The sequence below is a fragment of the Armatimonadota bacterium genome (genome assembly GCA_036504095.1).
Taxonomy (GTDB): domain Bacteria; phylum Armatimonadota; class DTGP01; order JAKQQT01; family JAKQQT01; genus DASXUL01.
The window spans coordinates 14,809-35,735 of the sequence record DASXVS010000028.1 but is presented as its reverse complement, the minus strand read 5'-3'; the positions used below and the strand labels follow the sequence as shown (position 1 = coordinate 35,735).

Below are 20,927 nucleotides of genomic sequence, written 5' to 3'. Positions count from 1 at the left end.
TAACGCCAAGCTCATCCAGATGGGATTCTCGTCTCTCGCGGAGAGATACCACGCGCTTAAGTCTGAGTGAACCGCCCGGTGCGGACCCGCATGCCGGGTGGTGTGGGAGGCGGGGCCGGTAACGACCCCGCCTACCCGATTAGTCCGGCGCGGACGGGGCGTTGCGCGAGGAATGCCGGGTTGCGGACCGGGAAGGTCCCGATTTCAGGTTCACACCCCGCATACGGCCCGCGGCAAGTTGCTAAACTGGTTGGGGCCATCGGGCTCCCAGAACACACACGCAAAGGGGCGCAGCATGGACGGATTCAACGGGCTTGGGATGGGCCTGCACAGTATTTCGCGGCTCTCAAAGGCGCAAACGCGAAGCATCAGCGCGGAGAACTTCAAAGGGGAAAAGGGTAAGGGCGGAATGGCCATGCCGCCGCCAGGCAGAGGCGCCGCCCGTGATCTGGGCCAGGGCTGGAAGGTGTCACCCTGCATCACCGTCCCGGCGAAGTCCATCGCCACCATTGCGGAGATCGATGGCCCGGGCGCGATCCAGCATATTTGGAGTACTGTGCACCCGGACTGGTGGCGCCGTCTGGTGCTGCGCATCTATTGGGATGGTGAAGAGACGCCCAGCGTGGAAACGCCGATCGGCGACTTCTTCTGCAACGGATGGTGCCAGAGGGCGAACGTAAACAGTCTGCCGATCGCCGTGAACCCGGCTGGCGGGTTCAACTCTTATTGGGAGATGCCGTTCCGAAAATCCGCCCGCATCACGATCGAGAACCTGTGGGATGAGGACTGCGGCGGCTATTTCTATCAGGTCGACTACACCCTGACCGAGGTGCCTTCTGATTCGGCGTATTTCCACGCGCAATGGCGTCGCAACAACCCGCTGCCGTACAAGGAAGTGCACACGATCCTCGACGGAGTGAAGGGCTGGGGGCATTACGTCGGCACGTACCTGGCGTGGGGCGTGAACAACAACAACTGGTGGGGTGAAGGCGAGATCAAGTTCTATATGGACGGTGACGGCGCGTTCCCGACCATCTGCGGAACCGGCACCGAGGACTATTTCGGCGGAGCGTGGGACTGGGAGCAACCGCAGGGGCAGTACTGCCTCTACAGCACGCCATTCACGGGCTTGACGCAAGTTATCAAGGGTGACGGCCTCTACCAGTGCAACCAGCGGTTCAGCATCTACCGATGGCACGTAATGGACCCGATCCGCTTCGAGCAGGATTTGAAGGTCACGATCCAGGCGCTGGGATGGCGCTCGGGCGGGCGTTACCTGCCAATGCAGGACGACATCAGCAGCACGGCGTTCTGGTATCAGGCGGAGCCGCACGCCGTTTTCCCGACGCTTCCGGATCGCGACTATCTGGAAGTGATCTAGGCGATCAGCGGCGCAGCAGTGAATGCGGCGGGACATGGCGCCCCTTCAGGGCGACGACTTGCCCCATCGGCGTTCGCCGATGGGGCGGTCACTCCATGATGTCGCGCAGGCGGCTGGAGCGGCTGGGATGGCGAAGCTTCTTCATCGCGCGGGCCTCGATCTGGCGGATGCGCTCGCGCGTGACGCCAACGGCCAGGCCCACTTCCTCCAGCGTATGGGAGACGCCGTCCGTGAGCCCGTAGCGGAGACCAAGAACCTGACGCTCGCGTTCGCTGAGCACATCCTCCAGAAGCATCTCCAGTTGGTCTCGCCGTGCGCCTCGGTAGAGGATGTCCATCGGCGAAGAGGCGTCCGAATCAACGAGAAAGTCTCCGAGGTGCGCCTCATCATCTTCGCCGAGTGGCGTTTCGAGCGACATGGGTTCCGGGATGATCGATGCGATTTCCTTGGCGCGGTCCACGGGCACTTCGAGCTCGAAAGCGATTTCCTCGATTGTCGGATCGCGGCCGAGGGTTTGCGATAACTGGTTCTGGGCGCGGGCGAAGCGGGCGATGCAATCCATCATGTGGACCGGCACGCGGATGGTCCGCCCGTGGTCGGCGATGGAACGGGTGATTGCCTGGCGTATCCACCACGTGGCGTAGGTGCTGAACCTGTATCCGCGGCGGTGGTCGTATTTTTCGACAGCCCGCAGGAGGCCGATATTGCCCTCCTGGATGAGGTCGCCAAATGTGAGCCCGCGGTTGAGATACCGTTTGGCGAGGGCAACGACGAGGCGCAGATTGGCGCTGGTCAGGTGTGCCCTTGCCGCGTGGCCGCGCTCGACGAGGAGGAGCAGGGTCCGGCGCTGGGAGTTCGTCATGTTCGAAGACTTGTCCGCCAGCGCTTCCGCGGCGCGGATCCCGCGTTCGATATGTTTGCCGAGCGTGACCTCATCATCGATGGCGAGGAGCGGCGTGCGGCCCGCCTCGCGCAGCCACATGCGGACAACGTCGTCGAGCGGTTCGTTGTCCACCGACACGCGCTCCTCACCGAGTTCCATTTCGGCCGGGGATGGTGCGCGCTCGCTGCCGATCGGCGGCCGTTCATCGAGCGGATCGCGGGCGGGGCCGTTCACCGGCCCTTCAGCCGGCGGAACGGCGGCGGAATCGAGTTCCGGCAATCGCGATGTCTGACGCGGCATTGTGAACCTTTCCCAGTGGGGTCCGGGCCTGCGGCGCCCCATTCGGGCGCGAATAGCGCCGAGCGTACGCGGTGGCGCTAACCGAGGCGGGTCGGATCCGACGCCCTGGGCTGGGTCTGGAGCGTTTTCCACTCCTGGACCATCGGGTCATTCGGATCGAGCCGCTCCAGCGTATCGATGTAGGCGGATAGTTCGGCGAGGCGGCGTTGTCTTGCGCGGATGCGCACTTTGTTGATCGCCTGTTCCACTTCGACGGCAGCAATAGGCGGTGACTCCATCAATGAGAGCTCCGTGACGATCCTGGCCAGCGCGTCCGGCAGGCTCGTCACGTCGGACAGCGGGCTGGGCTCACCGGCTTCTGTCTGAAGCGCCAGCGTGGCGATTTGGCGATGGGGCCCCTCAGAGAACTCCTCTGCCTGGATGTGCAAGGGACGTACCAATTCGGGCTCGAGAAGTAGTGCCCGGAGTACGACACGTTCGGCCATGGAGATTCCTGACGCAGGTTCCGGGCGGGACGCGGGTTCCTCGTAACGCGTCAGGGTTCCGGGGGCCGGTGTCTGTCCCTGGGGCGAATGCCACTTGGCGCGCTGTTCCGCCAGCTTCCGGCGCTGCAGCGAAGCAAGGTCGCGCCGGATGTCCTCCTCGCGGTACGCGACGCGCGACATATCGCCCTGTGCCCAGAGCTCGGCAAGGTGGCGGACATAGCGGTCGCGGGTTACGTTGCTTCTGAGCGTGACCAGGACAGGCAGGCATGCATTGACGTATTCGGTGCGCCCCTCGGAGGTCGCGAGGTCGTAGCCGGCTCTGAGGTTGGATAGCTGGAAGTCCATCAGCGGTACGGCGTCGTTAAGGCGGGCCGCGAATTCGGCGGAGCCATGCTGTTTGATGTAGGAATCCGGGTCGTGCCCGTCCGGCAGGATCAGGAGGCGGAGGTCCATTCCGGCGTCTTCGAACATCGGGCCGGCTCGGAGCGTGGCCTTTACGCCGGCGGAATCACCGTCGTAGGAGAGGATCACGTGTTTCGTCTTCCGGGCGAGCATCGCTACGTGTTCCGGCGTGAGGGATGTCCCGAGCGTGGCGACGGCGATCCCGAAGCCGGCCTGATGCGCGGCGATGACGTCCATGTAGCCTTCCATCACGAGGACGCGGTCTTGCTCCGTGATGGGCTTATTCGCGAAGTTGAGCGCGTAGAGCGTTCCGGATTTGTAGAAGATTGCGGACTCGGAGGAGTTCAGGTACTTGGGTTCGCCGTCGCCGACGATGCGACCGCCGAAGGCGATGACGCGGTTCTGGATGTCGAAGATGGGGAACATGAGGCGTCCGCGAAAACGGTCGTAATACGTGGATGAGCCTTCGCGCGTAGATGCCAGACCGGCCTCATAGACGTCGCGCCCGGTCCAGCCGATATGCGCCAGGTGCCCTGTCAGCGCTTCCCACTCGTCAGGGGCCCATCCGACTCCAAAATCACGGATCGACTCATCGCGAAGGCCGCGCTGGCGGGCATACTCGAGGGCCGCGGGCGTGTTCCAGAGGCGTTCCGCGTAGAAGCGGGCGGCCTCCTGGTGCATGGCGCGGGCGCGCTCCTTCTTATCCGCGCTGGGTGCGGACGGTCCTCGGTCCTCGAGCTTGACTCCCGCCTTGTCGGCAAGGCGCTCGAGGGCTTCGCGGAAGGTGAGGCTGTCCGTCTTCATGACGAACTTGAAGATGTCTCCGCCCTCGCCGCAGCCGAAACATTTGTACCATTGCTGCTCGCGATTGACGTTGAACGACGGTGTCTTCTCACTGTGGAACGGGCAGAGTCCGAGGTAGTTCTTACCCTTCTTTGTGAGGCGCACGTACGCGGAGATGTAATCCACGATGTCGAGCCTGCTGCGGATCTCTTCCTTGGAATCCATGCGATAGGGGCCAGGGATGCGAGGTTGGGAGCCGGGGGGAGAAGAGGGCTGAATGCCCGCTCACGATCCGTTCCGGTCCCAGACCCAACGCCCCCGGCCCCGCTCAGTCCCTCAGTCTACTTCGGCGATGACGATGCGCACGACCTTCTGGTTCAGGAACTGGAAGGCGACGTGCGCCTTCTCCTGGTAACTCGCCTGGATGAACGCGTTGGCCATGGTCATGGATTCGGGGACGCCGTAGCGTGCGGTGGTGGAGATGTACTGCGAGCCAAAGCCGATTCCGCGGGCGGTGGTGACGCCGGGAACGCTCTTCAGACTGGTGCCGATGATCTGGATCACGCGGCCGTCTGCATCCACCTGGACGTCGAGTTCAAGGCCCTTGTGGTGATTGAAATTACGATACACATAGGTTGCGGTGGGTACGTTGGCCGTGGCATCGGTTCCCGTGGCCCCACCAGCGCCGGGGAATCCGCCAGCGTCCATGGTAGCGCCGGGCATCGGCAAAGTGGGCATCCCTCCGGGCATCGGGGGGCCGCCGGGCATCGGGGGACCACCTGGCATCGGCAGGGTTGAGCCTCCCGGCATCGGGGGACCGCCCAGCGTCTGTACGCCGCCCGGAGTCGGGAAGCCGCCGCCACCGAACGGAGAGGGGGTCCCTCCAAATGCGGCATTTGGATCGCCGGATCCGGAGGCGTTGCCCGCGCCCAACTGGATTTCAGAGGGCGAACCGAACAGCCTGAAAAGGGTGTTCAGGCGGGTTCCCAGCCGAACGCCGGCCAGCGAGCGCTCCACTCGAGATGTGGTCACCGTGATGCGCGACTTGGCGCGCGGCGCGCGCTTCTTCTGGGCGTGGCCCGGGGCGGCGGTGGCCGCAAGGGCCGCCACGCATAAGCCCACCAGGGCCAGTTTGGGTGTTACGGTCATGGAAATCGTTCTCCTTGATTAGGTTCCGGCCTCAATCCGGATCGGCGCGCATACACCGAGACGGGCGCACACGGTATTATACACGCCTTGCGCCCCGCACACACTCATTATATCAAATTGGACGGTAGGAACCCCCTGTTGGTTCGCTTTCGCGTACCGTTGGGCCGCCGCGGGCGCCTATCGCGGCCCCCCTATGGCGCCAGCGCATCGAGGCGGACGAACTCATATCCCCTCGCGTGAAGCGCCTGGACCACGAGGGGCAGCAATTCCTCAATCTTCTCAGTTCCGTTGTGAATGAGGTAGATGGATCCCGGTTTCGCGGCGTGGACAAAGCGCGGGACCATATCCTCGAGGGGCAGCCCTTCGCTCTTGCCGCTGGCGAAGGTCCACATTACTGCCGGCAGACCCAACGCCCGGCCGGCGAGGTGGGCGGCCTTGCCGATATTGCCACCGGGCGGGCGAAAGTATCGGGTGGGAGCGCCGGTAAGGCCGGCGATCAGCCGCTTTGTGGAGGCCAGTTCGCGAAGAGCGTCCGCGGCGGACAGGCGGTTCAGATTTCGGTGGTTCCAAGTGTGATTCTCGATCTCGTAGCCGGCCCGCGCCATCCGTTTGATGGTGTCCGGATAAGCGGCCGCCTGCTTCCCGACAACGAAAAAGGTCGCCGGGATTTTGAGCCGATCGAGCACATCGAGCAGTTGCGGCGTATGGCGGGGGTCCGGGCCGTCATCAAACGTGAGGGCCACGCGCTTCGACGCCCGATCGCCGCGCCATATCTCCAGTGGCCGCGCCGCGGCGGACAGTCCGCGCAAGAGGTGGGCAGCGTCGAGATAGCGGGGGTCCTCGGCGACCACGTCCTCCAGCTGGGCACGGGCGTCCTCCGGCCTGCGCTGGGCGAGGGCGGATTTCGCCAGGGCGAAATGCAGGTAACGCACGTCGGGCTGCACCGCAAGCGCTTGGTCCAACAGCACCGCGACGTCCTTGAGTTCCGGATAGGCGCGGGGAGGCGATTTGTGCGCGTTCGAGGTCGCCACCCATCGGTCGCGCGTTACAGTTGACCCGGAAGTGGTGACCGCGGTCGCATGAACAAAGTGCCAGCCGTCCGGCCACTGGCCGGTGTCCCAAGTCCACTCGAACGGCGAGACGTTTGTGAACGACGCCAGGGAGCCGTCGATGTCGAAGCTGGCGGTGGCCAGGGCGCTTGAGCCCGGCGCCTTCAGCACCGAGGAGCCTGAAACCGCTTCCACCGGCTCGCGCGGCGGGCGTTGAATTCGCGGGTTGGACTGCCAGCGGATTTCCAGAGGGCGCTTGGCGTCAAACGACGCGGTGAGGGGCCAGTGGACCGGCGCGAAGGTCAGTGGGAGCGCCGACCCCCAGTCGGGTTCCGCGCCCGATTTTCGCGCCGCGAACGCCGTGAGAGCGGACGAGAACGCGCCGCTCGCGGCGGGTGGCTGGAATTGCCGGCCGTTTAGTGCGTCCAGATAGGTTGCCAGGGCCGAGGCGGCGCCGGAGCCCCGGGATGCGGACTGGGCAAGAAGGCGCGCCGGATCGCCGTTCTTGCCGTCGGCCATGGCGCAGAGCGCAAGGCCGAGGGGGGCGTGCGGCGATGACGGGTCCAGGCGTCCTGCGCGCTGGAAGCAACCGCGGGCGGCCGTTACGTTGGACGTGTCGAGGAGCACGGCGCCGAAGGTGATCCACGCCGTCGGGTCGTTGGCGTCATACCGTATCGCGCGTCCCAGGGCAACAGCCGCGCCGGCCGGATCACCCGCCCTGAGCAAGGCCAGGCCGTTCAGCGTCTCGCGCGCATAGCCGTCTTCGGCACGCGCCGCCCCGAGCGACGCCACGCACACAAACAACGCGCCGCGGAGCGCGGCGCGTCTCAAATGGGTTGATCGGTTTTTCATCGCACCTTCATGGTAGCGCGTGCCGGCCGCTGGGAACGGCATTCATGGGCAGGGCTTCAGAATGCGGGCCGCCGCCATCTGCTTCTAGTTTCGGGAGGCGGCTGTTTGGACCGATGGGGATGCGATGAGTTCGGGGGCGGACAGGAGCGTGATGGCCTCCAGCGGACGGTTCACGGCATCCAGGATGGCTTTCACGACCGCGTGGTGCGGGTCCGTTGAAGCATCGGCCACGCCGACGAGGTTCTGGCGGCCGTGCGGGCTGTCCATACGGACCATCGCCATCACCACTTTGCTGCCGTCGTCCAGTGTATGCAGTTTCACGGAGGAGGGATGGATGGCGTGGGCGGCTGGAAGGAAGCCGCTGAGGGCTTTGGCGGCGGCTTCCGCAATAGTGGCCGGGGCGTCGTCGGACGCGCCCTCGTGCAGGCCGTTGTACAGGACGCCCTTCAGTTCAAGGCGGACCGACGCCTGCATCCTGGCGCCTTCGACATCCGCCTGTATCCCGCGGATGCGGATGCGCGCCGCGCGGGGCTCGAAGGCCGGTTCCTGCGGGCGTGGCGTGGCGTGCGGGACGTCCTTGTCCAGGCTCATGATGTGGGACGGCGTGGCTTTCGCCACGGTAGATGCCTGGCTGGCACGGTTAATGAGGTCATCGAGGGTTGCGGGACCGTGGGTGCCGGGCCGGTCGCCGTGACGCAGGCCGCCGGCGATCCCTACGCTGACGCCCACTCCGCCTTCGAGTCCTTCGACGACAAGAGCCTGGATTTCGCGGCGGACCGAAGCCGCCCATTCGACTGCCTCCGCGCGCGGGCGGGTCGTGCTGACCACGAATTCATCGCCGCCGAAACGGCATCCGATGTCAAGCTTGGTGTCCAGCGCAGACCGGATGGCGTGCGCGACGGCCTTGAGGGCGCGGTCGCCGACGATGTGTCCGTGCTTCTTGTTCAGAGCCCCGAAATCATCGAGATCGAAGAAGAGCAGAGTCAGTTCCTCGCCGGATGCCAATGCGGTTGACGACCGGAGCCGGAAAGAGTCCTGCCAGGGAAGCCCGGTGAGCGGATCGACCGGCATCGCCCATGCGCCGAGCAGGTCAACCGCCTTGACGGTGCCGCACAGATCGCTATCTACGACCGGGAGCTCAGCGAGACCGTGTGCGCGCATGAGAGAGGCGGCGGTGGAGAGGGTTGCCTCGGCATCGACGCTGACGCTTGGCCCCATAATGTCCCGGAGCATAATGTCCGGCTGGTACATGAACAACGTGGCCGCGTCCACGACTCCGACTACCTGGCCGTCGTCGATGACTGCCATGGCGCAGAGCGAATGGGTTCGCATCAGCAGCACGGCGTTATGTACCGGGGTTGTGGGGCGGGCGCTAACAGTGTGCGCCGTCATCACGTCTCGTACTGTTCTCAAAGAGGCATCCTCATGAGGCTGCGCAGGTTCATTACCATCTGGGTGGGATATTGTTCTCATTGTATTATCGGCGGGGGACAGGGTGGGCCTTCACTGGAGATTCCGCCAGACGATATCACGCGTCGTCCTGAGGAGTGCGTTTTTGTTAGCGACCGAGCATATGACGTGTGATTGTGCACAATACCATCCAATTCACTGCGCAAAGCACCCAAAGCAGCGCAAACGCCGGATTCGTGCCGGGGCCTGCGCCCAATCCGACTTGCCTGGCGGCGCGTCGCGCGTGCGTCGCAAGTGCTAAGATGGGGCCAAGGAACGCCGCGTTTGCGGCCACGACCACCGTTCTGGAGTTAGCCCGTTATGCGAAGACCCCGTCTGTCACTCTGGCTGCTAGCGCTCTGTCTGCCCGCCGCAGCGTCGCAGACGACTCGGGTGAGCGTTGCGCACGGAGTGGAATTGACACAGATTGTCATCTCCGCGGCGGAGCCGGGTGGCCCGGAATTGATCCATGTGCTGTCCGTCAAACCGGCCGAGCATGGCATCCGTATGGAAGCATCGCTGGGCGGCGGCACGGTGGAAGAGCCCGGCGGCGGGATGGAGGCGGTGAACCATCAGGTGCTCCGCACGGGGGCGCTGGCAGGGATCAACGCGGATTTCTTCCCGTACACGGGTGACCCGCTGGGCCTGGAAATCCACAACGGCGAACTCGTCAGCGAACCCGCGAACGGGTGCGGCGCTTTCGGACTGACCATCGGGGGAAAGACGGTCTTCGGCCGTCCCGTGTTCGAGGCGGAGGTGACGGCGGAAGACGGCGCCAGGGTCGCGCTTAACGGCCTGAACCGCAAGCAGGGGGACGGTGAGCTCATCCTGTTTGCTCCTGTCTATGGTGAGAGGACCCCGGATAAGGCCGCGACCGTTGCCGTGCTGGAGGCTTCGAAGCCCACGCCCCGCGCAGGCTCAATAATGGATGCCGTGGTGACGGCACTGAGCGATGAAGCGGGCGCGGTTGCAATCCCCAAAAAGGGCCTGGTCCTGACTGGTACCGGCGCGGCCGCGGGTTGGCTGAAATCCCACGCGGCATCCGGCAAGCGGATCAGAATTCGCACCGATATTGTGGACGGTGGAAAGGACTGGGCGGCCGTTCGCGAAGCCGTTTCCGGCCGGCCGATCATCCTGTCCGCTGGCAAGGAAGACTTGGAGCTGGAACGCGAGCACGTGGCTGCGGATTTCAGCACCACGCGGCACCCGCGAAGCGCCGTGGGGGTGAAGAACGACGGCACCGTGCTGATCGTTGCGGTGGATGGCAGGCAGGCGTTGAGCCGGGGTATGAGCCTTCCGGAACTTGCCGCAGCCATGAAGGGCCTCGGCGCGGTAGACGCGCTGAACCTGGACGGCGGCGGATCGACGTGTTTGAGCGTGCGCGGCCTGGTCATCAACTGCCCATCCGATGGGCAGGTGCGAAAGGTGGCGGATGCGCTGCTGGTGTTCGACGATTCCCTCAAGATCACCCCGGGCGGATCCCTTGACGCGAGGGGTGGCGAGCCCTCGGACCTCCCGTCGGACGGTTCCCGACAGAACGTGGCCCATCCCGCGGGACTAAAGGCCGGTCTCTGGGGTACTCTCAATGGCGGAGCGTTTGTGGGGCAGGACGCAGGCTTGTACGGCTACAAGCCGGGCCGCGCAACCGTCGCCGCAATGGACCCGGCCGGCAAGGTGGTCCTGAACCGCACGTACAACGTGTTGCCCGGCCCCGCCGGCAAGATGCTGCTTGCCTGGAACGAGGGCACGCTCCGAATCACGATCCGTGACGTGAATAACAATCCCGTGAAGGGGCAGGAGATCATACTGACGAAGCCCGGCGGCACGCAAACAGAAGTGGCGACCGGCGCGGACGGCCGCGCCGACGTGCCGAAGGGCTGGCTGAAAGACGAAAAGGAAGCGGTCACGCTGGTGAGCGGTGTGCTGACCCGAACGTGGCCCGCGCCGACGACCTGACAATCATGCGAAAGATCATCCGATATTTCTATCGCCCGGCGTTGAGGACATTCGACACCGCGGATAATGTGGTGGTACGGACTCTCGGCTACATTGGAGAGGTCTCCATCCTGTTCTGGCAGGCGCTTCGGTACGTTCTATCGCCGGGCGATGCCTTTCCTGCCATGGCGAATGTCGGCATGAACAGCATGCCCATTTCGCTGATCACGATCGCATTCAGCGGCATGGTGCTTTCGCTGTACACTGCCAGCCAGATGGCAAAACTGGGCCTGGGGACATATGTCGGCGGCCTCGTGGGGATCACGATGGCGCGCGAACTGGCCCCGGTCCTCGCCGCCGTTGTGGTGGCCGCTCGGGTTGGCTCCTCCATCGCGGCCGAGCTTGGCACGATGAAGGTAACGGAGCAGATCGATGCGCTGCGTTCATTGGCCACGAACCCTGTCCAGTACCTCGTTGCCCCGCGCTTCATCGCATGCGTCACGATGCTTCCCGTGCTGGCGCTCTTCGGCATCGTGGTGGGCACGCTCGGCGGGTTCATCGTCGCTCAGACCGAGGGTATCGGCCGGCAGGAATATTTCGACTCCGTCCTGCAATATGTCAGCGTCTCGGACGTGGTGATCGGCGTCCTGAAGACCACCGTTTTCGGGGCGATCATCGCGATCGTATCATGCCATCAGGGCCTGACGACCTCAGGCGGAGCGAGCGGAGTCGGAAGAGCGACGACGCGCAGCGTGGTGCTTTGCATCGTGCTCATCTACGCGGCGGACTTCGCAATCGTCCGGCTGCTTGTAGGAACGATCCAGTAGGCGGTCCGGACTTGAATAACAGGCAAACGGCGTAGGTCGTGACACAACGAGGCGCGCATCGCGTGTACAAGCGGGTGAACGCTCCGGAGAATCGATTGGCGAAGCCGGGACGCTTTCCCGGCCCTGTCCGCGAGCCCCTGGCTCTCAGCCAACCATCATGATTTCAATTCGTAATCTGACATACTCGGTACCGGGCGGGCTCGAAGTCTTGAAGAACGTGTCGCTGGAAATCCCGTCCGGCACGACAATGTGCGTGATGGGGCTCTCGGGCACCGGCAAGACGTCGCTGCTGAAATGCGTTTCCGGGTTGGTTGAAGCATCCGGCGGAGAGGTCTGGATCGGCGACAAGCAAATCGTGGGGCTCCCGGAACGGGATTTGAACGAGGTTCGGCTTTCGATAGGCTATGTCTTCCAGTATGCGGCGTTATTTGACTCCATGACGGTGTTCGATAACGTGGCGTTCGGCCCTTTGCGGCGCGGCATGAAACATGGCGGGGAGCTGGACGACCTCGTGGCGGCGAAACTGAGTCTCGTCGGGATGGACGGGACGCAGAGGATGATGCCCTCGCAGTTGTCCGGTGGCATGCAGAAGCGCGTAGGCCTGGCGCGCGCCCTGGCGTCCGACCCGACCGTGCTGCTGTATGACGAACCCACCAGCGGGCTGGACCCCGTAACAGCGGCGGTCATCGATGAGCTGATCGTGGAGATGCGCGATCGGTTGAAAGTAACGTCGCTGGTTGTGTCACACAACGTATCCAGCGTGTTTCGGATTGCGGACATAGTGACGATGCTGCACGACGGAGAAGTTATCATAAGCGGAACGCCCGATGAAGTGCGAGGCAGCACGGACGGGCGGGTGCGGCAATTCATCGAGGGCAGCCCGCACGGGCCGATCGAAGTGGTGTAGCGATACGCGCCGGGTTACCCGGCGTATGGCAGGGAGGGCGGGAAATGGCGCAGACAAACGCGGCGGCAAAGGTGGGCGCGGTGGTGATCGGAACGGCCATCCTTTTGGCGGCCGTTCTCTGGTTCTTCCTTGGCCGGGGCATAGGCGGCTATCCCGTGGACGTGTCCTTCAAAGACGCTCAGGGGACGAAGGAAGGGGCGGACGTGCACCTGGCCGGCGTAAAGATCGGGACGGTCCGGAAGATCGACGTGGATGCGTCAGGACGCCGGGCGGTGATGCACCTCAATATTTTCCCGGACCGCCGGATACCGGAGGGCGCCATCTACACGGTTACGTCCGGCGGGCTGCTCGGCGAAATGTTCGTTCAGATATCGCCGGACCCGAAGCGCGACACCGGCAAGTTCCTCCCAAGCAAAGGCGGGTCCGTGCCTATCATCGTGGGGACCGACCTGCCGACGTTTGATGACCTGCGCCTCAAAGCGAACGATTTCGGGGAAGGCGCCAACGACATCATCAAGGACCTGAAACGGGTGACTCAGCACCTTGCCACGCTTTCCGGGGACCCGAACCTGCAGAATTCGCTGAAGGAGACTGCGGGCAACGCCCGGGAAGTCTCGCGCCAGGCGGTCCTTGCCGCCTCGAGGCTGAACTCCGTGCTCGACACCGAAATCCCGACGCTTCACAAGATTATGAACGATGTAGAGTCCGGAACGTCCTCGATCGGCCCGATCACAAAGAACGCCGAACTGACCACGCACAACATGGCGCAGATGACGGCGAACGCAAACCGTGTGGTGAAGAATTTCGATGAAAGCATCACGTTTCTGCGGGCTACGCTCAAGGATACCATCGATGGGGCCGAAATCGCGCCGAACGCCAAGATAGCCATGCAGAACATCGCGGCGGCTTCCGCGAACTTCAAGGCAGTGTCGGCGGACGCGGCGAAGGTGATGGCCGACCTGGCGTCCACCGGGCAGGCCAACTCGCGGGTCGGCGAGGCGATCATGTCCGTGCAGAAGGTGTCTGAAAAGGCGAGCAGCCTGCTCGACAAGATCAACGGTGTAGCGGACAAGGCGGGCGCGCGTCACGCGCCGAGCCTGAGCATCGCATCGCAGATCGACACGGTCCAGACATTCGGTGAGGGGAGCCGGTTCCGCGCGGACTGGAACCTGTTGATCCCGCGGCCAAACAACACAGCCTACCTCCTGGGATTGTACGACATGGGTGACGGCAACAAATTCAACCTCCAGATGGTGGACGGTGCGACGCAACGCATGCAGATTCGCTATGGCATTCACGCCAGCAAACTCGGTGCCGGCGCGGATTATCTGCTGAAGGGCGCGCCGGCACCGGCCGGAGAGCCCATGATCCGCGGCAACCGCCGGATGACGCTGGATCTGTACAGTCCGAATAATCCCCATCTGGATCTGATGTATCAGGGACAGGTGACGGACAGCGTCGGGCTGGGGATCGGCATGCAGGATCTGCTGCACCGCGGCCATCCGGCGATCGGGCTGACATACCGGAAATAGGCGGATCGCGGGTGCGCCCGCAGTCATATGCCCCGCTTGCCGGATGCGCCGGCGGGCGAGCGCAGGGTGGACCGCCGGTTCATCACATCGCAAATGGCCTGGAGGTACCTGATGGTGATCGCACCCGCGATATTGATGGGGTTGTTTCTTGCGCAGGCTCCCGATGCCCCGCCACCGGGGCACGCTCCGGTGGCGCCGCCTCCCGCTGTGAGCGGACAGGGGGGCAGGCCAGCGCCCCGGCAGGCCCCGCCCCCGCCCGCCGGCAAACCCGATGAAAGGCCAACCGATCCCGCGGAAACGGAGACTCCGGTCGTTACGCATCACCAGATTACAGTTGCCGGAAAGGCGCTCAAATATACGGCGACGGCGGGGATGATGCCTCTCAAGGGCGCAACCGGCGAAGTGGAAGCGCGGATTTTCTACATTGCCTACACGGTTGATACACCGGCCGGGTCCCCGAAACGCCCTCTGCTGTTCGCATTTAACGGCGGCCCCGGATCGGCGTCGGTCTGGCTGCACCTCGGCACGATCGGCCCGCGCCGCGTGAAGATGATGGATGACGGGCATATGCCGCCCCCGCCTTTCGAGTTGGTGGACAACCAGTCGACGTGGCTGCGAAACGCGGACCTCGTTTTCATCGATCCGGTGGGCACGGGTTACAGTCACGCAGACAAACCCGAGAATAACCGCAATTACTGGGGCGTGCGCCAGGACCTACGTTCGGTGGGCGATTTCATCCGCCTATACATCACGCGGAACGACCGTTGGTCATCCCCCCTCTTCGTCGCCGGTGAAAGCTATGGAACGTTCCGCGCGGCAGGGCTGGCGGGCGACCTGATCGACAACGGGATCGCATTGAACGGGGTCGTGCTCATATCGACGGTTCTGAACTTGAGCGCTGCCGGCGGTGGAAGCGGTGGAAACGACCTGACGTATCCGCAATTCCTCCCGACGTTTACGGCCGCCGCCTGGTACCACAAGCGGCTCCCGGCCGACCTGGAGGCGCGCGACCTGAAGTCGGTCGTCACCGAGGTCCGTCAGTGGGCGAACACGGACTACCTGCTGGCCCTGAACACAGGGGACGCACTGCCGCAGTCGGATCGTCGGGCCGTGATCGACAGGATGGCGCGGTATACCGGCCTGGACAAGACCTTTATCGACAACGTCAACCTGCGCGTCGGGGCGGAACGGTTCTATAAGGAGCTGCTGCGTGACAGGCACCGCACGATTGGCAGGTATGACGCCCGGATGACCGGCATCGACCCCGATAATGCCGCGGAATATCCGGATTACGACCCCAGCGAAGCCGTTGCCCGACCGCCGTTCACAATGACATTCAACGAGTACGTTCGCACGGAACTGGGCTTCAAGACCGACCGCGAGTATGAGGTGCTGACCGGTATCGGCCCGTGGGACTGGGGACAGAGAGGCCCCGGAAGCGCGAATATGGCTGAAGCCCTTCGTGCCGCACTTGCCAAGAACCCGTATCTGAAGGTCTACGTCGCCGAAGGTTACTACGATATGGCCACGCCATGGGCGTCCGTTGAATATACTTTCAGCCACATGAACCTGGACCCGTCGATGAAGGGCAGCATCGTGTCCGGCCAGTATGCGGCCGGGCATATGATGTACCTGGATGCCGTCGAGCGCGAGAAGCTGAACGGTGACGTTGGCGCGTTCATCGATGGCGCCGTGAAAGCGAAGCCCGCCCGGTGAGCGGCGAAACCTCTGACAGGAGCGTTGAAATGAGCGAAAGCTGCTACAAGGGCCTTTTGACGGGTCTGGGTTGCCTGGCCGACGGGAGATTCGTCTGCCCGCCGGATCTGAGGGAGGTCACGATCATCGTGAGCCAATTTGGCGGCGGCGTTAGCATGACGGTGAGCCGCGCCGGGCACCCGCCCGCAGCGTGGTCGTACACGGACGATTTCATCATCTATCAGGACGGCGGGGGGCACTCGACGTATTACGCTTGGTCGGGAGTGGTCGCCGTGCTGACAAATCCGCAGTGAGGTAACTTCAATGGAAGCATGGGAGTACATGGTTCTGGAGCAGCCGCAAGGCGTGGTAGGCTTCACCGACCTGCAAACGCGCGAGCAATATCCGGGCAGCCTGCCATCTGTCATCAACGCCGTAGGCGCGGAAGGCTGGCAGGTGATGTCTTTCAATACGCTGCCGGACGGCCGGGCGATTGTGATCCTCGGTCGCAAGGGCGGCGGAACGTTTGCGTGAGTCACTGTCTGGGTCAATGAATAAACGAGTCACCTGAGATTCACTGACTCGTTGACTCGGAACGCGCCGCGGCGGTTGCCTTGCGACCTCAGTATCGCAAGGCGCAGCTTCCTGAAGAGGAACGCGAGGACGTCATAACCATGACGCCAATGCGATCTTCTCGGCCGCACTGACGGCCGGCAGGGCACCTTCCTTCGGCGCCTTCCCCGTCACCTACCTGGTGATCGTTCCGCTGCAACGAGTCCATTGAGTTCGCCTGCCAGGCGCGTACGATCTCCAGGGATCATATTGTACGCTCCTGTGGAACCCTGACCGATGACAAGCTTCGCAACCAGGTGCGTGACGCGCCGGGGAATACCTGGACCCGCACTGACCGTCTCATTTACGAAAGGACCACGAGCTAATGGAAACCACTATCGCCGCCGCCTTCCAGAGCCGCGTCAAGGCGCGCGACGCCGTGTCGGAACTCACGCATTTTGGATTGCACGCCTCCGATATCTCTGTAGCCGAACTGGAAATCGGGGCCGGAACGGTGTTTGGAACAGCGCAAACGCTGTCGCCCGGTCGGGGTTCGACCGATATCAGCACCATCGTGCAACTTGTCTACCCAATGGGCGCACGCGGTGGCATGCCCGGGGGGATCGTCGCGGATACCTCTGAAGGTGTGCAGGCAAGCCTAATGGATTTCGGGCTTTCCGAAGAGGCTGCCGGCACTGGGGCCGCCGCGCTCGCCGATGGCGAAGTGCTGCTGGCGGTGACCGTTGAGGATGCCATCGCGGATGCGGTGAGGGCGAAGATGGCGCAGAATGAAGGGCACATCCTTAGCGATTAGCCCGGACGTCAAAGACGACACCGAACCTACGGTAGGGCTGTGAATCCGCTGGCCGCCATCATCTTCTGGCTGGCGGTTTGGAGCAGACTGACCATGTTCACCACGTCCTCGCGGTTGTAGGCGATCAACTGGTCGAGGGCCATTTCGTCGCCGCGCTTGAATTGCCACCAGAGACGAACGGCGTCCATGCCGTCCATCCCGTCAATGCCGTACGGCCGCTCGATACCCAACTGCTTTTCCACGCGCTTGAGGCCGCCCTTGTACCCGAGGCGGCGCAGGAGCGGACAAAGGTCCACGTGAAGCTGGTGCCAGTGGATCCGCTGGTCCCAGCGCTGGAGGAACGGCAGGTCAAAGCCGGTGCCGAAGAAGGTGACGATGGTCTCGAATTCATCGATGAAATCGGTGAACTCCGCCAGGTTCTCGCCATATACCCAGTGCCGGTACTCCCCTTCGGCGAAATCGTAGATGCCGACGACCGTTGGGTGGGCATGGGTGCCGCTACCGGTGGTTTCGATGTCCAGGAAGGCCAGTTTGTCCGAGAACTCGCCGGCGGCGCGCCAGTGCTCGCTTGCGGGCAGGGCGCGCGCAAACCAGCGGTGGTCGTGCTCGGCGAGGCGGATGCGCGATTCCTCGATCACCGGCGTGATGATCTCGCGTTTGCCCGGACCGAGGGGTAGTTCGTCCGGGGAGTCCAGGAAGGCGTCCCAGTCGCGGATGCCGGCGTCCCACAGCTTGCGTTCCGTCGTGAGGCCGACGCCGGGGGCATGGATAAAGGTGGAAGTGAGCATTTGGAAACGATGAGCGATGAACGATGAGCGATGAACGATGAACGACGGAACCGACTCCGGCTTCATCGCTCATCGTTCATCGTCTTACGCAAGGCCCATCGCCTTGAGGTTGGCGAAGCTCCTGGCGACGCTCTCGAGGGCCGGGGCGATGGTCCGGTCTTCCTCGACAATAGCGACTTTAGTGCCGACCTCGTGGCACGCGTCGAAGATGGCCTTCCAATTCAGGGCGCCATCACCCACGGGCCGATTGAGGTCCTTGTTCGCTGCATCGTGGTCCTTGGCGTGGATGAGGGCGACGCGCGAACCGTGCTTTCGAATGTACTCGGCCGGGTCAACGCCGGCGAACCACGTCCATCCGGCGTCGACTTCCATCTTGACCAGGTTCGGGTCAGTCTTCTCCATCAGGTAGTCGAGCCCGTACATGCCGTTCACCATTACGTACTCGTGTGCGTGGTTGTGATAACCGAACGTGAAGCCGGCGTCGGAGCACGACTTGCCGATGGCGTTGAAATCCTTGGCCAGGCCATCCCACACCGCGGGATCGCTGCCATTCGTGCCTTGAGCGTAGGGGCAAACGATATACTCGATGCCCAGCGTCTTGCAGCGGGCGAGGACAGCCAGCATGTCGTCCCTCAATGGATCCAGCCCCTCGTGCGTACTGATCGCCGCGAGGCCGCAGTCGTCAAGGACGTCCTTCAGGGCCTCCGGTGACAGGCCGTATGTGCCGGCCAGTTCAACGTACTTGTAGCCGATTTCCGCGACCTTGCGGAGCGTGCCGGGGAAATCCTGTGCGCATTCGTCGCGCACGGTGTACATCTGTAAACCGATCTTGATTTCGGACATTTGGTAACCCTTCGTGTAACGTTATGTTCAGGAGACAGCAGTCGGTAGTGGTCAGTATACAGGAGGCCGGAGAGCCGGATCGATTGCCCCCCGATACGCCTCTATTCCGCGCTCAGGCCCATGGCGACCATGTTGTTGAAGCTTCGTGCCATGCTTTCGATGGGAGGGAGGATGCAGGTATCCTCTTCAACCGCGGCGTAGCTGGTCCCTACGGCGCGGCACGCGTCCCAGAACGGCGGCCAGTTCAGCGCGCCGTCACCCACCGGGCGATTCTTCGTTTTGTCCGCCGTATCGTGGTCTTTTGCGTGGATGATCGGCGCGCGTCCCGGGTATTTGCGCAGGTATGCGGCGGGGTCCACTCCGGCGAACCACGCCCAGCCTGCGTCCAGTTCCAGCGCCACGTTTTCCGGATCGGCGCCTTCCATCAGGATATCCATCCCATACCTGCCGTTGAAGATCCGGAATTCGTGATCGTGGTTGTGATAGCCGAATGTGAGGCCGGCCTTCCGCACCGCGCGGCCGACCGTGTTGAGTACGGCCGCGAGAGCCTGCCAGGTAGCGGCGTCGGCGGTTTCCTCCCGCGTTCCCGGAACCCACGGGCAGATGATGGTTTCCGCGCCGAGGATGCGGTTGCGCGCGATCACGGCGTCCAGGTCCTTAGTCACCGCGTCATAGGACTCGTGGGTGCTGACGCATCGCATCCCGGCGTCGTCGATGGTCTCGCGGATCTGCTGGGGCTCCAGGCCGTGGAAACCGGAGACTTGGACGTACTTGTAGCCGATCGCAGCGACCGCGCGCATCGTGCCGGCGTAATCCTTCGCGCACTCGTCGCGCAGCGTGTAAAGCTGCGCGACGATCTTGATCTCACCCATTCGAGCTCTTCCCTCTGATGTAGTTGCTTGCCTGGATCTTCTTGCGGCTTGCCGCTTTGAGAGCGCTTCCCCGGTAGCATGTCAGATTGCCGGCGGTATCCGTTACGAACAGCCTGCCATTCGCGAGCACGGGAGCGTTGAACTGAACGGCCTTCCGCGTTTCCGACCACAAGGACTTCCCGGTGAGCGTATCCAGGGCATACAGCGTGCCGTCCACCTGCCGCTTGCCTTCCGCCGGAACCCATACCACCGGGCCTGACGTTGCGCTCAAGGCTGTGGCGCGGAGGGGTTTGGACCAGGCCAGCTTGGCGGTGTTTGTGAACATCGCGCTGAGGAGCCGGATTCCACCGTTGTACTCGAGAACGATCGGTTTCGGCCCGCCGCGAAGAACGCTGTGCGCCACATCCTTGGTGAACCGGGTCTCCCACATCGCCTGCGCGGATGTGCCGGTGACCAGCCACGATTGCGCGATCGCCCTGGGCCCCTGCACGGACAGATAGTCACCCACCTTCATGGGCCAGGAATCGCCATAGCTGTGCGCGTCCGACGCCGGAGCGGCATCGGCCTTGCCCGGGTCGCCGAGCCTGGCGATCGGACCGTCCGCGAGTTTCTCTCCCGCCGGGAAGATCCAAAGCTGGCCACCCGGTTTCTGCGGCGCAATGTTGTATCCCAGCGTCACCCAGATGCGATTCGCCTTGGTGTCCACCACCGGCGGGCCGTCCACGACGCCAATCTGCCCGTTCCACAGGTCATTCCACGCGTATCTGGCCAATTCGGCGCCGTTCGAGGCTTTGAGGGCGATGAGGCTTCCCGAGCACTTGTCCGGCGGGAGACAGTACGGGATGTTCACCATATAGAGGACTCCGTCCGCGACGGTGAGCGGCGACACAGCCGGATAAGTGGGATGGTCTCCAATCGGGTAGGCCCATTTACGCTTGCCGGTCTTCAAGTCCAGCGCCACGATGGCTGCCGGCCAGAGATTGGCGCCGAAGCGGGAGATGGAGGTGGGTTCTGCCGACGTGCGCTGAACGGTGAATGCCAATCCCAGGGCAGCAGACGCTGCGCCGGTCTGCGCCACGTTCTTCACTGTCCATAGCGGTTTGGAGGTCACGGCGTCGATGGCCACGAGGTCGCGGAGGCCCATTTTTCCTTGTTTCGCGGTGTAGAGCAGGGTGTTCCCGGCGACGATGATCGGTTCCTTGGTGGCTCCGGTTTTCGTCCACATCTTTGCTAGGGGAGGCGCCACTGCGGCGGCGGTTGCGCCGGTGTTGAGCGGGTCATGGCGCACGACGGGCCAGTCGTCGGCGCGTACAGCGGATATGGCGGCCAGAATGGCCAGGGCAATCAGTCCGGTTTTCACAGCTTCCATCCTGTTTCGTGCAGCGGTCCAAGGGACCGCGTTGTTCGCGGGCACGGCAAGCCGGGCCCC

Annotated in this window: 18 protein-coding genes; 9 read left to right on the top strand and 9 right to left on the bottom strand. The window is 63.6% G+C overall.

Annotated elements, in window-relative coordinates; genetic code table 11:
* Positions 1–295 precede the first annotated feature (295 nt).
* Positions 296–1,381, top strand: a complete 1,086-nt coding sequence (locus VGM51_06200) for a glycoside hydrolase family 172 protein (GenBank protein ID HEY3412637.1) — start codon at positions 296–298, stop codon at positions 1,379–1,381.
* A gap of 88 nt (positions 1,382–1,469) precedes the next feature.
* Here VGM51_06200 and VGM51_06195 read toward each other — a convergent pair whose 3' ends face one another.
* The 5 genes from VGM51_06195 to VGM51_06175 all read right to left on the bottom strand — a co-directional run bounded on the left by VGM51_06195 (position 1,470) and on the right by VGM51_06175 (position 8,697).
* Positions 1,470–2,564, bottom strand: a complete 1,095-nt coding sequence (locus tag VGM51_06195; GenBank protein ID HEY3412636.1) for a sigma-70 family RNA polymerase sigma factor — start codon at positions 2,562–2,564, stop codon at positions 1,470–1,472.
* A gap of 77 nt (positions 2,565–2,641) precedes the next feature.
* The gene (dnaG, locus tag VGM51_06190) at positions 2,642–4,459 is read right to left on the bottom strand and encodes a DNA primase (GenBank protein HEY3412635.1); all 1,818 of its coding nucleotides are present in this window, start codon (positions 4,457–4,459) and stop codon (positions 2,642–2,644) included.
* 111 nt (positions 4,460–4,570) lie between these two features.
* Positions 4,571–5,383, bottom strand: coding sequence for a hypothetical protein (locus tag VGM51_06185; protein HEY3412634.1), 813 nt, complete (start codon positions 5,381–5,383; stop codon positions 4,571–4,573).
* Between the two features lie 191 nt (positions 5,384–5,574).
* Positions 5,575–7,284, bottom strand: a complete 1,710-nt coding sequence (locus VGM51_06180; protein ID HEY3412633.1) for a polysaccharide deacetylase family protein — start codon at positions 7,282–7,284, stop codon at positions 5,575–5,577.
* A gap of 84 nt (positions 7,285–7,368) precedes the next feature.
* Positions 7,369–8,697 carry a GGDEF domain-containing protein gene (locus VGM51_06175; GenBank protein HEY3412632.1) on the bottom strand — a complete coding sequence of 443 codons (1,329 nt, stop codon included), beginning with the start codon at positions 8,695–8,697 and terminating at the stop codon, positions 7,369–7,371.
* Positions 8,698–9,054: 357 nt separating this feature from the next.
* Here VGM51_06175 and VGM51_06170 point away from each other — a divergent pair, with 357 nt between their 5' ends.
* From VGM51_06170 to VGM51_06135, 8 genes are all read left to right on the top strand, one after another.
* A complete protein-coding gene (locus tag VGM51_06170) occupies positions 9,055–10,689 on the top strand; it encodes a phosphodiester glycosidase family protein (protein HEY3412631.1) in 1,635 nt (544 codons plus the stop codon).
* A 5-nt stretch (positions 10,690–10,694) separates the two neighbouring features.
* The gene (locus VGM51_06165; GenBank protein ID HEY3412630.1) at positions 10,695–11,495 is read left to right on the top strand and encodes an ABC transporter permease; all 801 of its coding nucleotides are present in this window, start codon (positions 10,695–10,697) and stop codon (positions 11,493–11,495) included.
* 157 nt (positions 11,496–11,652) lie between these two features.
* Positions 11,653–12,402, top strand: a complete 750-nt coding sequence (locus tag VGM51_06160) for an ATP-binding cassette domain-containing protein (protein ID HEY3412629.1) — start codon at positions 11,653–11,655, stop codon at positions 12,400–12,402.
* A gap of 44 nt (positions 12,403–12,446) precedes the next feature.
* Positions 12,447–13,934 (top strand): MlaD family protein, encoded by a 1,488-nt coding sequence (locus tag VGM51_06155; protein HEY3412628.1) that lies wholly within the window; start codon positions 12,447–12,449, stop codon positions 13,932–13,934.
* A 111-nt stretch (positions 13,935–14,045) separates the two neighbouring features.
* Entirely contained in the window at positions 14,046–15,650 is a 1,605-nt protein-coding gene (locus VGM51_06150; protein ID HEY3412627.1) for a peptidase S10, read from the top strand.
* 29 nt (positions 15,651–15,679) lie between these two features.
* Complete coding sequence (locus VGM51_06145) at positions 15,680–15,943, top strand: hypothetical protein (GenBank protein HEY3412626.1); 264 nt, start codon at positions 15,680–15,682, stop codon at positions 15,941–15,943.
* A gap of 10 nt (positions 15,944–15,953) precedes the next feature.
* The gene (locus VGM51_06140; protein ID HEY3412625.1) at positions 15,954–16,163 is read left to right on the top strand and encodes a hypothetical protein; all 210 of its coding nucleotides are present in this window, start codon (positions 15,954–15,956) and stop codon (positions 16,161–16,163) included.
* A gap of 403 nt (positions 16,164–16,566) precedes the next feature.
* Positions 16,567–16,995, top strand: coding sequence for a hypothetical protein (locus VGM51_06135; protein ID HEY3412624.1), 429 nt, complete (start codon positions 16,567–16,569; stop codon positions 16,993–16,995).
* A 26-nt stretch (positions 16,996–17,021) separates the two neighbouring features.
* Here VGM51_06135 and VGM51_06130 read toward each other — a convergent pair whose 3' ends face one another.
* From VGM51_06130 to VGM51_06115, 4 genes are all read right to left on the bottom strand, one after another.
* A complete protein-coding gene (locus VGM51_06130; GenBank protein HEY3412623.1) occupies positions 17,022–17,849 on the bottom strand; it encodes a ribonuclease H-like domain-containing protein in 828 nt (275 codons plus the stop codon).
* A gap of 18 nt (positions 17,850–17,867) precedes the next feature.
* A complete protein-coding gene (locus VGM51_06125; GenBank protein ID HEY3412622.1) occupies positions 17,868–18,626 on the bottom strand; it encodes a sugar phosphate isomerase/epimerase in 759 nt (252 codons plus the stop codon).
* Positions 18,627–18,727: 101 nt separating this feature from the next.
* Positions 18,728–19,498 carry a sugar phosphate isomerase/epimerase gene (locus VGM51_06120; GenBank protein HEY3412621.1) on the bottom strand — a complete coding sequence of 257 codons (771 nt, stop codon included), beginning with the start codon at positions 19,496–19,498 and terminating at the stop codon, positions 18,728–18,730.
* Positions 19,491–20,858 carry a PQQ-binding-like beta-propeller repeat protein gene (locus VGM51_06115; GenBank protein ID HEY3412620.1) on the bottom strand — a complete coding sequence of 456 codons (1,368 nt, stop codon included), beginning with the start codon at positions 20,856–20,858 and terminating at the stop codon, positions 19,491–19,493. Before VGM51_06115 ends, VGM51_06120 begins: the two co-directional genes overlap by 8 nt.
* Between the last annotated feature and the right edge of the window lie 69 nt (positions 20,859–20,927).